General features: G+C 39.6%; 15 protein-coding genes and 1 riboswitch. Of the genes, 9 read left to right on the top strand and 6 right to left on the bottom strand.

Features of this window, described 5'->3' with window-relative positions:
• Positions 1–17 precede the first annotated feature (17 nt).
• From pfaD to ACRWQN_RS08645, 5 genes are all read left to right on the top strand, one after another.
• Positions 18–1,658: an eicosapentaenoate synthase subunit PfaD gene (gene pfaD / locus ACRWQN_RS08665; RefSeq protein ID WP_434940469.1), complete on the top strand. Its 1,641-nt coding sequence runs from the start codon at positions 18–20 to the stop codon at positions 1,656–1,658.
• Positions 1,659–1,754: 96 nt separating this feature from the next.
• A complete protein-coding gene (locus ACRWQN_RS08660; RefSeq protein ID WP_434928829.1) occupies positions 1,755–2,009 on the top strand; it encodes a hypothetical protein in 255 nt (84 codons plus the stop codon).
• A 244-nt stretch (positions 2,010–2,253) separates the two neighbouring features.
• Positions 2,254–2,979 (top strand): substrate-binding periplasmic protein, encoded by a 726-nt coding sequence (locus tag ACRWQN_RS08655; RefSeq protein ID WP_434940468.1) that lies wholly within the window; start codon positions 2,254–2,256, stop codon positions 2,977–2,979.
• A gap of 165 nt (positions 2,980–3,144) precedes the next feature.
• Positions 3,145–4,002, top strand: coding sequence for a glutathione-dependent disulfide-bond oxidoreductase (gene yghU / locus ACRWQN_RS08650; protein WP_434928827.1), 858 nt, complete (start codon positions 3,145–3,147; stop codon positions 4,000–4,002).
• Positions 4,003–4,139: 137 nt separating this feature from the next.
• A complete protein-coding gene (locus tag ACRWQN_RS08645; RefSeq protein WP_434928826.1) occupies positions 4,140–4,511 on the top strand; it encodes an MmcQ/YjbR family DNA-binding protein in 372 nt (123 codons plus the stop codon).
• A gap of 58 nt (positions 4,512–4,569) precedes the next feature.
• Here ACRWQN_RS08645 and ACRWQN_RS08640 read toward each other — a convergent pair whose 3' ends face one another.
• Both ACRWQN_RS08640 and ACRWQN_RS08635 read right to left on the bottom strand, forming a co-directional pair.
• On the bottom strand, positions 4,570–5,355 hold the full coding sequence (locus tag ACRWQN_RS08640; RefSeq protein WP_434940467.1) for a hypothetical protein: 786 nt from the start codon (positions 5,353–5,355) through the stop codon (positions 4,570–4,572).
• Positions 5,356–5,377: 22 nt separating this feature from the next.
• Entirely contained in the window at positions 5,378–6,037 is a 660-nt protein-coding gene (locus ACRWQN_RS08635; RefSeq protein WP_434928824.1) for a fumarylacetoacetate hydrolase family protein, read from the bottom strand.
• A gap of 262 nt (positions 6,038–6,299) precedes the next feature.
• Here ACRWQN_RS08635 and ACRWQN_RS08630 point away from each other — a divergent pair, with 262 nt between their 5' ends.
• The gene (locus ACRWQN_RS08630) at positions 6,300–8,333 is read left to right on the top strand and encodes a methyl-accepting chemotaxis protein (RefSeq protein WP_434940466.1); all 2,034 of its coding nucleotides are present in this window, start codon (positions 6,300–6,302) and stop codon (positions 8,331–8,333) included.
• Positions 8,334–8,541: 208 nt separating this feature from the next.
• Here ACRWQN_RS08630 and ACRWQN_RS08625 read toward each other — a convergent pair whose 3' ends face one another.
• From ACRWQN_RS08625 to ACRWQN_RS08610, 4 genes are all read right to left on the bottom strand, one after another.
• Positions 8,542–9,120: a thymidine kinase gene (locus ACRWQN_RS08625; protein WP_434940621.1), complete on the bottom strand. Its 579-nt coding sequence runs from the start codon at positions 9,118–9,120 to the stop codon at positions 8,542–8,544.
• A 116-nt stretch (positions 9,121–9,236) separates the two neighbouring features.
• A complete protein-coding gene (locus tag ACRWQN_RS08620; RefSeq protein ID WP_434940465.1) occupies positions 9,237–10,796 on the bottom strand; it encodes a Na+/H+ antiporter NhaC family protein in 1,560 nt (519 codons plus the stop codon).
• 76 nt (positions 10,797–10,872) lie between these two features.
• Positions 10,873–11,070: riboswitch (Lysine riboswitch) on the bottom strand.
• Between the two features lie 78 nt (positions 11,071–11,148).
• On the bottom strand, positions 11,149–12,072 hold the full coding sequence (locus ACRWQN_RS08615; protein WP_434940464.1) for an electron transfer flavoprotein subunit alpha/FixB family protein: 924 nt from the start codon (positions 12,070–12,072) through the stop codon (positions 11,149–11,151).
• A 1-nt stretch (position 12,073) separates the two neighbouring features.
• Entirely contained in the window at positions 12,074–12,823 is a 750-nt protein-coding gene (locus ACRWQN_RS08610; RefSeq protein WP_434928820.1) for an electron transfer flavoprotein subunit beta/FixA family protein, read from the bottom strand.
• 524 nt (positions 12,824–13,347) lie between these two features.
• On the opposite strand from ACRWQN_RS08610, the gene ACRWQN_RS08605 reads away from it, so the two are divergent.
• The 3 genes from ACRWQN_RS08605 (at position 13,348) to tsaA (ending at position 15,088) form a co-directional block, all read left to right on the top strand.
• Positions 13,348–13,755 carry an H-NS family histone-like protein gene (locus ACRWQN_RS08605; RefSeq protein ID WP_434940463.1) on the top strand — a complete coding sequence of 136 codons (408 nt, stop codon included), beginning with the start codon at positions 13,348–13,350 and terminating at the stop codon, positions 13,753–13,755.
• Positions 13,756–13,880: 125 nt separating this feature from the next.
• Positions 13,881–14,276, top strand: coding sequence for an Rcs stress response system protein RcsF (gene rcsF / locus ACRWQN_RS08600; protein WP_434940462.1), 396 nt, complete (start codon positions 13,881–13,883; stop codon positions 14,274–14,276).
• Positions 14,277–14,356: 80 nt separating this feature from the next.
• A complete protein-coding gene (tsaA, locus tag ACRWQN_RS08595; protein ID WP_434940620.1) occupies positions 14,357–15,088 on the top strand; it encodes a tRNA (N6-threonylcarbamoyladenosine(37)-N6)-methyltransferase TrmO in 732 nt (243 codons plus the stop codon).
• The last annotated feature ends 59 nt before the right edge of the window (positions 15,089–15,147 follow it).

Below are 15,147 nucleotides of genomic sequence, written 5' to 3'. Positions count from 1 at the left end.
AAAAAGGAATAATAATAATGACAACACAAGTGCATAACGAAAAGCTTTCACCATGGCCTTGGATAGTAGATTCAAACGATGCCAATTTTGACCTTGCTACTATTGGCAAAAAACTAAAAGATTTGTCACAGGCATGCTATTTAATTAATCACCCTGAGAAAGGGTTGGGCGTGGCCCAACATGCTCAGGTGATTACTGAGCAAAATGATGCGTTAACGGCAAACAACCAAAACTTACCGGTGAGTGCGTTTGCCCCAGCCCTTGGCACTCAAAGTTTAGGTGACAGTAATTTCCGCCGAGTTCATGGGGTTAAATACGCCTATTATGCTGGTGCTATGGCCAATGGTATTGCCTCTGAAGAGTTAGTCATCGCCTTAGGCCAGGCAGGTATTTTATGCTCATTTGGCGCAGCGGGTCTTATTCCGTCACGGGTAGAGCAAGCTATTAGCCGCATTCAAGCGGCGCTGCCAAACGGCCCGTATATGTTTAACTTAATCCACAGCCCAAGCGAGCCCGCATTAGAGCGCGGCAGTGTGGAGTTATTTTTAAAGCACAAGGTGCGTACCGTTGAGGCATCAGCCTTTTTAGGCTTAACGCCACAAATTGTGTATTACCGCGCCGCCGGATTAAGCCGTGATGCAAATGGTGAGATTAATATCGCCAATAAAGTGATAGCCAAAATTAGCCGCACCGAAGTGGCGATTAAATTTATGCAGCCAGCACCTGAAAAAATACTCCAAAAGCTGGTTGATGAAGGCTTAATTACCCCAGAACAAATGGCACTCGCGCTGCTTGTGCCGATGGCTGATGACATTACTGCAGAAGCCGATTCTGGCGGCCATACCGACAATCGTCCTTTAGTGACCTTATTGCCGACTATTTTGGCACTTAAAGACAAGGTCCAAGCGCAATATCAATATAAAACACCAATTCGTGTCGGTTGTGGTGGCGGTGTGGGTACACCCGATGCTGCGCTTGCTACATTTAACATGGGTGCAGCCTTTATTGTGACCGGTTCAATCAACCAGGCTTGTGTTGAAGCTGGCGCGAGTGAATATACCCGTAAACTTTTAGCTACCACCGAAATGGCCGATGTGACCATGGCGCCAGCGGCAGATATGTTTGAGATGGGCGTTAAGCTGCAAGTGGTAAAACGCGGGACTTTGTTTCCGATGCGTGCCAACAAATTATATGAACTTTATACGCGTTATGATTCTATCGAAGCGATCCCTGTTGATGAGCGTGAAAAGCTTGAAAAACAAGTGTTCCGCTCAAGTTTAGAAGATATTTGGGCCGGTACAGTCGCACATTTTAATGAACGTGACCCTAAGCAAATTGAGCGCGCTAAAGATAATCCAAAACGAAAAATGGCATTGATTTTCCGCTGGTATTTAGGGCTATCTAGCCGCTGGTCTAACACTGGTGAAGTGGGCCGTGAAATGGACTACCAAATTTGGGCAGGTCCTTCACTAGGCGCGTTCAATGAATGGGCGAAAGGCAGTTATTTAGATGATTATACTAAGCGAAATGCGGTAGACTTAGCTAAACACATGATGCATGGCGCCGCATACCAAGCCCGAGTTAACTTACTTACCGCCCAAGGTGTGGCAGTTCCCGTTGAATTACAACGCTGGCGCCCACAGGATCAGGTGAAATAGTTAACCACTTGGATAGCAAGCTGGTATCAATAAAAGTATCAGTAATGTCAGTCTCTTTTAAAAGGAAGCGACTGACAATTAAATTAGGTAATGGCTATGAGTGAAACGCAAAAACTAGATTTCTCAGCGGTAAATGGCACAACATTAGCGTCTTTTAATCAGCATAAAAATTTGATTAAGCGTATGTTAAAGGGCAATAGTGCAACTTGCAGTGAGTGTAATAAACCACTGACATTATTGTTACCGCCAAACACTCATAAAGCTAAGCCCAGCGAAAAAGCACCAGGTATTTATTGCGCGAAAGGTTGCACAGATATCGAACTTGATATGGAAGCGGTATCCTTGATGTAATATGAGTAAAGTGCATTTTTTTAATGATTAAAGGCGCCTTTAGCGCCTTTTTTATTGCCTGAATTGGCACAAGCTTGAGTTACCGTGTTTTAGAATAAATAACATTCATTAAACAATGGTTGAAATAAAATATATCTACCCTCGGTCTACATTTTTAATAACAAACACTATAATATTAAAAGTACATAAACGTTTTGCATATTAATATGCCTTACATAATAAAAACAGAAACTCAAGGTTATCAATGAAGTATCGTTTTATGTTAGCCCTTGCTGCGATAGTTTTTTGCGGCGTAAGTTTTGCTCAAACTGAAGATTATCAGTTTGCCTCTATAGACTCCTTATTTGAACAACAGGTCGGCGCAAAAGTATTGCCGGTCATTTATTCAAAACTGGGATTAACCATTAGCATAGTGCCGATGCCGGGGAAGCGCGCCCAACGTGAAGCAGCGTCAGGCCATAAAGACGGCGAAATAATGCGAATATGGAGTTATGGTAAAGAAAATCCCAACTTGATCCGTATACCCACTCCTTACTATCAATTAGAGACTATGGCATTTGTGCACAAAGATAATCACATTGTATTAACATCTCAGGCTGATTTATCTAAGTATAGTTTACTAAAAGTAAGGGGCGTTAAGCACACTAATATCATTACCGCTGATTTAAGAAACGTATTTGATTACAATAATACTCAAACTATGATGCTTGCTCTGCATGATAGCCCTTCTAGCATTGCACTCACCAATACATCTGACGGTTTATACGCGATTAAGAAATTAAACATCGATTACGTCAAGGCATTACCACCAGCTTTAGCCACACTGGACTTATATCATTACGTTAATCAAAAGCATGCTGCATTAGTGCCCAGGCTCGATGCCGTAATCAAAACCATGAAACAGAGTGGTGAACTTGATAAGTTACTTCGTAATGCAGAAGCTGAGGTGTTAGCAAGTTTAGGTGATTAGAAATATAGTTATTGAGTTAACTTAGACTGTTTTACCTTAAACCATAACTTACGCTGCTATTTAAAATTTACCCTTAGGGTTTAATTTCATCACAATCGCCCAATATCTTAGTTATAACACTTGCGCTATTTCATATACCGAATTGACACTATTTAAGGATTTATCATGACAAATGAATATACCCCTCCAAAAGTATGGACAATGGACAGTGAGAATGGAGGCCAATGGGCTAGTATCAATCGCCCTGATTCCGGTGCCCGTCATGAGCAAGCTTTATCGGTTGGTGAACATGCGTTACAACTTTATTCATTAGCAACGCCTAACGGCCAGAAAGTCACTATTATGCTTGAAGAGTTGCTTGCTGCAGGGATAAATGCGGCTGAGTATGATGCACATATTATTAATATAGGTGAAGGTAATCAGTTTTCTTCTGGATTTGTTAATGTTAACCCCAACTCAAAAATTCCAGCGTTAGTTGATAACTCAGGCACTGAAGCCATAAACGTATTTGAATCAGGTGGAATTTTATTATATTTGGCCGACAAATTTAGTTATCTTATTCCGACCGACATAGCAGCACGCACTAAAGTCATGAACTGGCTATTTTGGTTACAAGGAGCAGCGCCTTATCTTGGCGGTGGTTTTGGACATTTTTATGCTTACGCCCCAGAAAAGTTTGAGTATCCTATTAATCGTTTTTCAATGGAAGTAAAACGCCAATTAGACCTATTAGATAAACAACTTGCCAAGGGTTCATTTATTGCTGGCGAGGAATACTCTATTGCTGACATAGCGATTTGGCCATGGTACGGTAATTTAGTACTAGGGAATATTTATAATGCGGCAGAGTTTTTAGACGTAAACAGCTATAAAAATGTGATGCGTTGGGCAAAAGCTGTTGAGCAACGTCCGGCCGTTCAACGTGGAAGAATAGTTAACCGCAGTTGGGGAGAAGCGTGGGAACAACTTCCTAATCGCCACAGTGCCGCAGATATTGATAAGGTTTTAGCCCTAAAACCATAAAAGATGAACCTTTATAGGCTGAAAGCCTTATAATATTTACCTTGTACATGAGTAATTTTCCAATAATAAATCAGTTAATCAATAATAAATGATATTGTGGTTTAACTGACTTCTTAGTCTATCACATGGGGGCCACAATGGATTTTGACACGTTAAGAGCATACTTGCTTGCCAAACCCGAAGCGGTTGAAACATTTCCCTTTGGGCCAGGCACACATGTATTTAAAGTCAAAAATAAAATGTTTGCCTTAATTGGCTGGAACAACGATGCTTTAATGATAAACCTTAAGTGTGATCCTGATGAAGCCATTGCATTATGTGATATTTTCTCGTCTATCACCCCCGGTTATCATATGGATAAAAAGCATTGGGTGTCGGTTTATTTTAATCAATCAACTGAACAACATATTCCAAATGGTGAAATAAAACGACTGATGGATAACTCATTCATGCTTGTTGTTGATAAGCTACTCAAACACGAACAAACATCCATTTTATTGCACATGTAAATATTCGATACATTTTGAAATTATAAGCATTTACTGATACTTATTTTACATTCAAACTTCATGCTAGCTCATGCTGCATTATGAATTTCAGTTGCATCTCACCTAATCCTTGATATTGAAATTTAACCAAGGTGTCCATAGGGACTTTGATCACGCCACAGTACGACCCTGTAATAATGGCTTGGCCTTTTTTAAGGCTAATGCCCTTAGATGTTAAATAATTAACTAACCAATAAACTGGATTTTGCGGCAGTTCACACGGATGAATCCCGTTAAACGACCGTACTTCATCTTGATGGCTAACGGTGATGTTAACCTTACTAGCTTGATAGGCTAATGCTTTGTCAATTTCAGGCCCTAAATACAGCCCTTGATTACTTAAGCCATCAGCCAGCTTTTCGAAGTAACTTGCTGAGTAGTCGGCACTAAACCGTCCTTGAATTAATTCCAATGCCATATGAGTCGCACGTATGCCACTATCAATTTTTTCAATGCTGTATTCTTGATTGGCATCGAAGTCTTGACCTAAAACAAATGCGATTTCCGGTTCAATTAACCCAACGGCTTCATCACCTTTTTGGCTAGCAATGATTGCACAACAAGCTTGTTGATTAACTGCTGTTGCAATAATAGGGGCAAATATAAGTTGTCCGTTATCTAACGGTACTAAACACTTCCACCCAGTTACAGTATTGCCGGACAATTCAATCATCTGCTGCTGGACAGCAAAAGCGTCATCGATACTTTCTGGTTTAAAAAGCTCAAACTCAGAGGCGGGATCCCTTATCGTACGTTGCGCGAAAAGGTGCTGTGTTAATTGATAGATTTGCTCAAACTTTGACATTGTTGTCCTTAATCACTAATCACTAAATAGCCAGCCACTGCTGGGTTATAAGTGGTACGGAATGACTAATATCATATAATAACTGCTGATCTGAGTGGTACTCAATTCCCTGCCACAGCGTTAACTTAAACACGGTTCCAGCAATTACCTGCCCCACGCCTTTTGGCGTACCTGTCATGACAACATCCCCATCTTCTAAGGTAATAAATGAAGCCAGCTCATTAAAGATTTGTGCGGGTGAATACATCATTAACTGACTATGCCCCAACTGGGCGAGTTGATCATTTATCGTCAAACTAAAACACCATTCTTGGTTACTCGCACTTATCGGCATAAAGTCACTCAATATCGCCGATCCATTAAATGCTTTAGCGCGCTCCCATGGCAACCCTTTGGACTTTAACTGGCTCTGTAATTGACGTTTGGTTAAATCCAGCCCAATGCCTACCGCGCTAAAACGTCCATTTTCGACTAAAAAGCATAACTCAGCTTCATAGTGAATAGTTTCTTGATGAAAACTAATTAACTCAGCACTTATTGCGCTATTGGGTTTTAAAAACACCACCATATCATCGGGGATATCATTGCCTAACTCATAAATATGTTCGACATAATTTCGCCCAATACAGACGATTTTTGAGGGAGTGACAGCGCCTTGCTGCCTAATCAGTATTTGCTGCATATTAATTTGCTAAATAGTGGAAAACATGAAGAATTATCCCGTATACAAAATAAAAGCACTACACTTAATTTAACCTTTGCCGATATAAGTTATCTTCACCGTTCAATATGACCTAAAAGGCTGCTATTAAATCACTTATTTATTTGCCATAAAATGTATTAACCATTGATTATATTGACTACACTGAAACGGATTAATCTTATTTAAAAGCATATAATTATAATGAAAAATTGCTATTGCCATTATTCAGAAAGGGATTCAAATGAACCTGCTTGATCTAACAATCAAACAAAAAATTGCCTTAGGCTTTGCGACAATTGGTGTGTTGCTTCTTGCAGGAAGTAGCTTCTTTTATCGTTCGCTAACACAAATCCAAACAGCTAACACTAACATCGAAATCTTAGCGGTTCCGGTTCAAACCCAAAGTAATGCACTTCAATTAAGCTTACTCAAAATGGCCAAAACAGGTAGTTTAGCCTTTTCACAGACGGGAAATGACAATATTAGTAGCAGCTTTGCTCGATTTAAGCTGTTACAAAATGAATACTCAATAACCTTTAAGGACTTATCAAATAAAGTCACTGATCAACCCAAAATGAAACAGGCTCTAGATAATGTGACGCAACAATACTCACAATACATCAAGCAAAGTGAAACTATGTTCAATGCAAAATTAACCATTGAACAGGCGCGTGCAGATTATAAAAAACAGTATCAAAGGTTTCAAAAAATAAAAGATACCGCCAGTAATAGTATGATCGATTTAGAGATAATAGATGCAGGCGATCAAGACAGTTTATTGGCAGAGGTTATAGGGACAGGCACTCGATTAGACGATACCATTTATAATATGGGCAATATCTTAGGTGAAGTTGCTCGATTTACAGATTTACAGAATGTGAATAATCACCAGCAAGATATCTTAATGATGGTTAATAGTATTGAGACTAATTTTCAATTTTTAAAACAGCAAACTGCAACCCTGCCAGCAGATGATTTGTTAGCTATTTTTGCTGAACAATTCGAGCAAATGAAAGCCTTACTCGATACACCGGGCACGCTATATGAAAGTCAGCGTAAAGTGGTTGAAGTAATCCAACAGGCTGATATGGCATATAGTCAATCAAATCAATATTTCGACTCAAGCTTTGCCGAGCTAAGCAAGTTAATGATTTTAGCAGATCAGCGTTTTAACGACTTTAAAAACGCCGCATCCGATGAAATAAACACGGCGCAAACCTTAGCGATTGCATTAGCGTTAATATTCATCGTACTTGCTATTATCATTTACTATTTTACCTCTAAAGCCATGCTAGGCCCACTTAGAGCGGTTAATCATGCTTTGTCTCGTATTGCTAGTGGAGATTTATCTAAACGTCTCACAAAGCGTAACGATGATGAGTTTGGCGAGTTGATGGACAATATCAACAAGCTATCAGATGATTTAACGTCACTATTACAAGATATTAGCCGCGATGCACATCTATTAGATGAATCGGCAATTAACTCACAAAATCAGGGTCAGAAAATTGCTGATGCAGCCAATAGTCAAATTCATCAAATCAATCAAGCGAAACAACTCGCAGAACACATTCATCAAAGTTCGAATTTAGTGAATAAACAGACTAATGAGTCGGCTAGCCAGATAAGCCTAGCGTCGGAACAAGGCAAGCATGTCAAAGGTATTGCTGATGATAACCGTGATCGAATTGAACGATTATCAACTGGGTTAATTGACTCGGTTAACATCATGAATAGCCTAAGTAAAAACAGCGATAACATTGGTGGAATATTAGTTACTATCAGCGCTATTGCAGACCAAACTAATCTATTGGCCTTAAATGCGGCAATTGAAGCGGCACGAGCGGGAGAACACGGCAGAGGCTTTGCCGTAGTCGCCGATGAAGTAAGATCCCTTGCCTCAAGAACGCAATCATCTACCGCTGAAATTCAAACCATGATAGATGCTCTGCAGCATGAAACCACAAATGCGGTGAAAGCGATTACCCAAGGACAAACCCAAGCTAACCAATGTGTTGAACAAAGCCAGGCACTTCATGATGCCATCGAACATATTGAGTCGGCGCTGTTAACCATAGATAAAATGAGTCAAAGTATTAATCATGCGGCACATGAACAGGTCAGTTTTAGTGAGCAAATTGAGCATACTATGGCTGAAACAGCAGAGTCTGCGGAACATAATGCAGAAGAGTCCTCAGCAATGGCGAAGCGAAGCCAGGAATTAAATCAATTAGCCCATTCATTAACCGCATCTGTTGAACGATTTAAGTTATAGTTTTTTGAAAATTAAAACATTTGAGTGTTATTAAGTGCGCTGGGTTTTTATGCTTAGAGATAGAAGTGAATGCTCAAAGAGATAAGTGAAATGATATTGTGGTAATAATTAGTAGAGACTGTAACTAATTTTGTGTAACTGCTAATCAAAATGTCACTTTAATATTAGATTTTTAAAGTGACATTTTTATTATACTAGCTTAGCTGGGTTAATCCCATAAAAACTCTCTAAAGTGCCTACGGCAAACCGATTCATAGGTTTCATTGCCGCCTATCGCCACTTGCTCACCTTCTTTCATTGGTTTGCCATCACCGTCTAAACGTACCACCATATTAGCTTTGCGACCACAATGGCAAATCGTCTTTAGCTCAACTAATTTGTCAGCCCAAGCTAATAAATATTGGCTACCAGTAAATAGCTCGCCTTGGAAGTCACTTCGCAGCCCATAACACAATACAGGGATATTTAAATTATCCACCACATGAGTCAGCTGCTTAACCTGTGCTTTTGACAAAAATTGGCTCTCATCGACAAGAACACAATGGATATGTTTTTGTTGATGTGATTGACCAATAATATCACTTAAATCATCGCCACTGGCGAACACTTGCGCATCAGTTTGTATACCAATTCGTGATGCAACAATACCAACGCCATAGCGATCGTCAATTGATGCTGTCATAACTAACGTGTGCATGCCGCGCTCGCGATAATTATAAGAAGATTGTAATAATGAGGTCGATTTACCCGCGTTCATCGACGAATAATAAAAATACAGTTGCGCCAAAATAATGTCCAATATTGTTGCTTTACTAAATTCTACTTTGATATGGCCATTAACCACAAATAATAATGCCGCTTAATCTTCATTGAGCGGCATTATTATTCATTTATGAGTAACGGCTAGCGACGTGCATAAAAAGCTAACGCTAACACGCTGATCACAAACACAAGACTACAAGCTAATAATCCACTGATTAATGAGCCAGTAAAGCCAAGCACTGTATAGCCAATAATACTGATAAACGCCACAATTAAGGCATAAGGTAACTGAGTAATCACATGGTCTATATGATGACAACTGGCCCCTGTCGATGACAAAATAGTGGTGTCGGATATAGGTGAACAATGATCACCAAAAACAGCACCTGCAAGCACAGCTGACAGCATAGGTAACATCATATTTGAGTCGCTTCCCATTGCCATATCGGCAGCAATTGGCAACATAATGCCGAAAGTGCCCCAGCTTGTGCCGGTTGAAAAAGCGGTAATACCTGCAAGAATAAATAACACCACAGGTAATAGCTCAAAAGGAATTGAACCTGTGACTAAACTTGCCATATATTTACCGGTTTCTAGCTGACCAATAACTCCAGCAATAGACCAAGCAAACATTAAAATATAGATAGCGGGTAACATTGAACGCGCACCAGCAACCACGCCTTTGACAATTAAATCTATTTCTAACTTTTGAATAAAAACTAAAATTAACGTAATACTAAAACCAATGATTGAGCCATAAAATAATGATTGGCTCACTTGAGTATTTTCAAAAGCGCCTAAAATAGTAAAGGCTTTGCCATCGGCTGCAAGCACATCTGCACCGCTAGTTATCATAAAGTAAACTGTGGCAACGATTAATGTCAAAATGGGTAAAAATAAACCTATTACTTTCCCCGTATCAGCTTCAGGCAGGTCAGCGTTTGCACCAGGGGGAAGGCCTTTAGATTCATCATAAAGCTCACCTTTTTTGGCATTTAATTCATGTTGGCGCATAGGGCCGACATCAAGACCGAACAAGGCAACACATAATAATAATAGTAACGCGAATATGGCATAAAAATTCATCGGGATCATTTGGACAAACACACTCAAATGACCTGACTCAGCAAAACCATGCGCGGTTAAGATGCCCCCTATTAAGGCGATAATATAGGCTCCCCAACTTGAAATAGGTGAAATAACACAAATAGGTGCGGCTGTAGAATCTAATAAATAAGCTAATTTTGCACGCGAGATATGGTATCTGTCGGTAATGGGTTTTGAAATTGAGCCTACCACTAAACTGTTAAAATAATCATCAATAAACACCACACAGCCTAAAAAGATGGTCATTAACTTGGCATCACGTTTACTGCGAATATGCCCTTTAGCCCAATCAGCAAACGCCCTTGCTGCACCACTAACGGTTATTAAAGCGGTTATCATGCCTAGCATGACTAAGAAACCTAAGATTTGTAAATTCCAGCTATTTAGCGCGCCATCACTCCAAACCAACCCTTGAACTGTGTTGAGCAAAAATAGACTACTGTCCCCTAAAGAGAACTGGGTAAGTAATAATGCGCCGACCACAATACCCACGCCAAGGGACAGTAATACTTTACGGGTGATAATAGCCAGAACAATGGCAACAAGAGGTGGAAGTAAAGATAGTGCCGAATCGGCATGACTAAGTACGTTCATTATTTATTCATCGAGTATGTATGAATGGAGGCGACTGAACCGGTGTAAGGCAATGTTATACCTTAGAGACACCTGTCCTATCAGTAGCGCTCCATAGTAATTTATCTTTGTCATCCCGACAAAAAATACTATGGCAGTGCAGCACCTATTTGGCGACAACACCAGCTGTATTGACCGATATCAATAGCAACTTCGGCACTAAATCCTTTCAAGATAAATCACAGGCATCACCCTACTTACCTCTACTATTATTTAATGCACCTCTACTTAAAGGGTAAAAATGCGAGCACATAAAAACATAGCGGCCGTAAGGTTACCACCCTACGGCCGCATATTGTGACACAAATCACATTTACAGCAAATTATTCAATGCTGGAATAGCCACAAATAAGTCAGCTTCTAATCCATAATCCGCTACTTGAAAAATTGGCGCTTCCGGATCTTTGTTGATAGCAACGATCACTTTAGAATCTTTCATGCCCGCAAGGTGTTGAATTGCACCAGAAATACCGACGGCAATATACAGATCAGGCGCAACAATTTTACCTGTTTGGCCAACCTGTAAATCGTTAGGTACAAAACCCGCATCAACTGCGGCGCGTGAAGCCCCAACAGCAGCACCTAACTTGTCTGCAAGTTGCTCAAGAATAGCGAAGTTTTCTCCGCTACCCATTCCACGACCACCGGACACAATAATACCGGCATTACCTAATTCAGGACGAGCTGACTCAGTTAAGCTTTGTGATACAAACTCGGTACGGGCATCAATAGCATCGCCAATACTAGCTAATTCAGCGCTACCAGTTGAAGCAACCGCATCAAATGCACTTGAACGAACCGTCATAACTTTTTTATCATCTAAGCTTTTCACTGTCGCTAATGCATTACCAGCATATATTGGACGAATGAATGTATCTGCACTTTCAACGCCGATCACTTCAGAGATTTGCGCAACATCTAATAACGCGGCAACACGCGGTAAGGTGTCTTTTCCGACGCTAGAAGCTGCAGCAAGAATGTGCGAATAATCTGCAGATAAGCTTAAAACTAACTTAGCTAGGTTTTCAGCTAATTGGTTAGCATATACCACGGAGTCAGCCACAATGACTTTAGTCACTCCAGCCAATGTTTGCGCTACTTTGGCCGCTTCACTACATTGAGATCCAGCGACCAAAATGTGAACATCACCACCAATTGCAGAAGCCGCTGCAACCACTTTGGCTGTGTCGGCTTTTAAATGCACATTATCGTGTTCAGCTAAAACTAAAATGGTCATATTAGATCACCTTCGCTTCGTTTTTTAATTTTTCGACAAGTTCTTCAACAGAAGACACCATGATGCCAGCTTTACGTTCTGCTGGAGGCGTAACTTTCAATACGGTTTGATGTGCTTTCAACGTTACACCTAAGTCGGAAATAGATAATATTTCCAGAGGCTTACGCTTGGCTTTCATAATATTTGGTAATGAAGCATAACGAGGTTCATTTAAACGCAAATCAACTGTCACAACCGCTGGCAATGGCATTTTCAACGTTTGTAAACCGCCATCGACTTCACGGGTTACCACAATAGTCTCGCCATCAATTTTAACTTCTGATGCAAAAGTGGCTTGTGGCATGTCAGCAAGTGCTGCCAACATTTGGCCAGTTTGATTGTTGTCACCATCAATAGATTGCTTACCAAATATCACCAGTTGAGCCTGTTCTTTTAGCTGAACGGCATGCAGTAACTTAGCAATTGAGAGTGATACTAACTCTTCTTCGGTTTCAACATGGACGGCACGATCTGCACCTAAAGCCATTGCCGTTCTTAATTGTTCTTGCACCGTTTTCGGACCAACGCTAACAACAACAACTTCAGTCGCAATTCCAGCTTCTTTGAGGCGAACCGCTTCTTCAACTGCAATTTCACAAAATGGGTTTAATGCCATTTTTAGATTGGCGGTATCAACATTTGAATTATCAGCTTTTACTCTGACCTTTACATTGGCATCAACGACGCGCTTTACAGGCACCAATATTTTCATAGGGTTTCCTTCCTACACCTTGTCTATAGACAACACATTGGCCAATGCCAATGCAAGATAGCTCAACTTTACGACCTGTTAACGTTAACGTCAACCTAAGTTAAACGCTTGTTTGAAAAAATATAGCATACAAATTGGCAAGCTAAAGTAACATTTTTCACTTATATGTACCCTTCATGTCGTTTTTAACAGCCTTTTTAGGCTAATTAATAAAATAAGCTTATTTTTGATAAATTAAATTGATCAAGACTCAATATCTTTCTATTATTACGGTTATTGATAAATACTATTTTATTAATTTGTTATTAACTTATTTGAATGTATTGCTCAAAAATAAAGCTTGATGTTAAAAGTTAACCTCGAAGGAATTTATTTCTAAGGAATGAGATATTTTTGATTATGCTTTTAGTACTGACATGTATCAATCAAGATTAATGGGCATAATATGCGGCATTTATTCATTCAACGTCAGAACTAACAAATAAAAACTATGTAAATTCCAATTCATTAGGACGTTTAATATTATGAGTGATTTTTTAAATATTTTAACCCATGGTCGTCGTTTTAAAGCTGCTGTAAAAGAACTCAGTATTGAAGATCTTACCGATCTTGCTGCTAAACTTGATAAAATTATCGTTGAACGTGAAGAAGAAGCCAAAGCAGATGAAGCGGCAAATGCTGAAAGAAATGCTCTTATTGCTGGTATTTTAGCTCAAATCGAAAACAGTGGTTTATCGATTGAAGATCTTGGCGAAGTCACAGCAAGCAAATCAGCACCTAAAAAACGCGCTCCTCGTCCAGCAAAATATCAAATCACCTTAGACGGTGAGTTAATTCAATGGACTGGCCAAGGCCGTATGCCAACGGTATTTAAAAAAGAAGTTGATGCTGGTAAATCCATGAGTGCCTTTTTAATTCCTGGCATGGAATAATAGTTCAAGCATTAATAATAAACGCTTACTTCGGTAGGCGTTTTTTTTAAACAAATTAAAGTTTGCCTTTACCTCTAATAAAGAGAGAGTAAACTATAATTAAATTGAATTAAGTGAGCACATCTATGTTTTCGCCTATCCTTAAAGTGTTAACCCTTTCATCTTTATCTTTATTATTAACAGCTTGTGCAGGTGACTATGCCTTTAACAGTAATCTTGATCCCAAAGCGATTAATGAATACTTTAAAGTGGGTGATGTCACTGTTTATGAAGAAAACAACCTACCAAAAGGCAATTATGCCATTATTGGTTTAGCTGAGGGTGAGGTTTGTCAGGAGCAATCAAATGATGCACCTGCATCGATTCAAGATGCAAGAACTGAAGCCCGTAAAAAAGCTGCAGATATGGGTGCCAATGGCATTATTATCAAACAATGCTTGATCATTGAAGAACAGGATAAAGCCTGTGTTAGTCGCAGTTTGTGTATTGGACAAGCCATTAAACACGAGCAAGAAAAATAATATTTTATTTTAGTCATTTTATCGCTGCAATATCAGACTTTATTATATTGCAGCTCCTTTTTATACCTAGTTGATAAGCCATCATGTTTACATCTCAAATTAGTGCAGTCGCAATTTGCCGAACCCCTTATAAACAAAAATTTGGTATTCCTCGCCAGCCAGGATTAGTCGATGTAAAAGGTTATATTGAACTTGCTCCAGCGTTAAATACTGTTGATGCAATTAGAGGAATTGAACAATATTCTCATCTATGGCTGTTATTTTGTTTTCATGAAAATTTAGCTCAAGGCTGGAAAACAACCGTTCGTCCACCTCGTTTAGGTGGCAACGAAAAACTGGGTGTATTTGCGACACGTTCAACTTTTAGGCCAAACGGTATTGGACAGTCTGTGGTTAAATTGCACGGCATTGTGAAACGAAAAGGCAAAGTGTGTCTTGAAATATCCGGCATGGATTTATTAGATGGCACGCCTATTATCGATATAAAACCTTATATTCCCTTTTCAGATGCCATTACAGACGCCAAGGGCGGTATAGCACAGGAGGCGCCTGAGTTAATAAAGGTTGTTTTTTCTGATAATGCGAGTATTCAGTTGTCAACACTTGCAGAAATTGAAAAATATGCTCAATTACAGCCGCTAATTAGTGCAGTATTAGCCCAAGACCCCAGGCCTGCTTACAAAAAAGCAAAAGAGGATCCCAAAGTCTATCAAGTCGCCCTATATGACCTTGATGTTTTGTGGCAGGTGATTGATAACCAAATTATCGTATTAATGTTAAAACCCACGTCTGTGGTTTTGCTTGATGAGTAAATGAGGACAGAACGTTGGCATTACTCGATTACCAAGAGCAGCAGAAAAAAAGACTGTCC

It is taken from the genome of Shewanella sp. HL-SH8, from assembly GCF_051165765.1.
Lineage (GTDB): Bacteria > Pseudomonadota > Gammaproteobacteria > Enterobacterales > Shewanellaceae > Shewanella > Shewanella glacialimarina.
The sequence above is the reverse complement of the archived record's forward strand: the minus strand, read 5'-3'. Positions and strand labels throughout refer to the sequence as shown.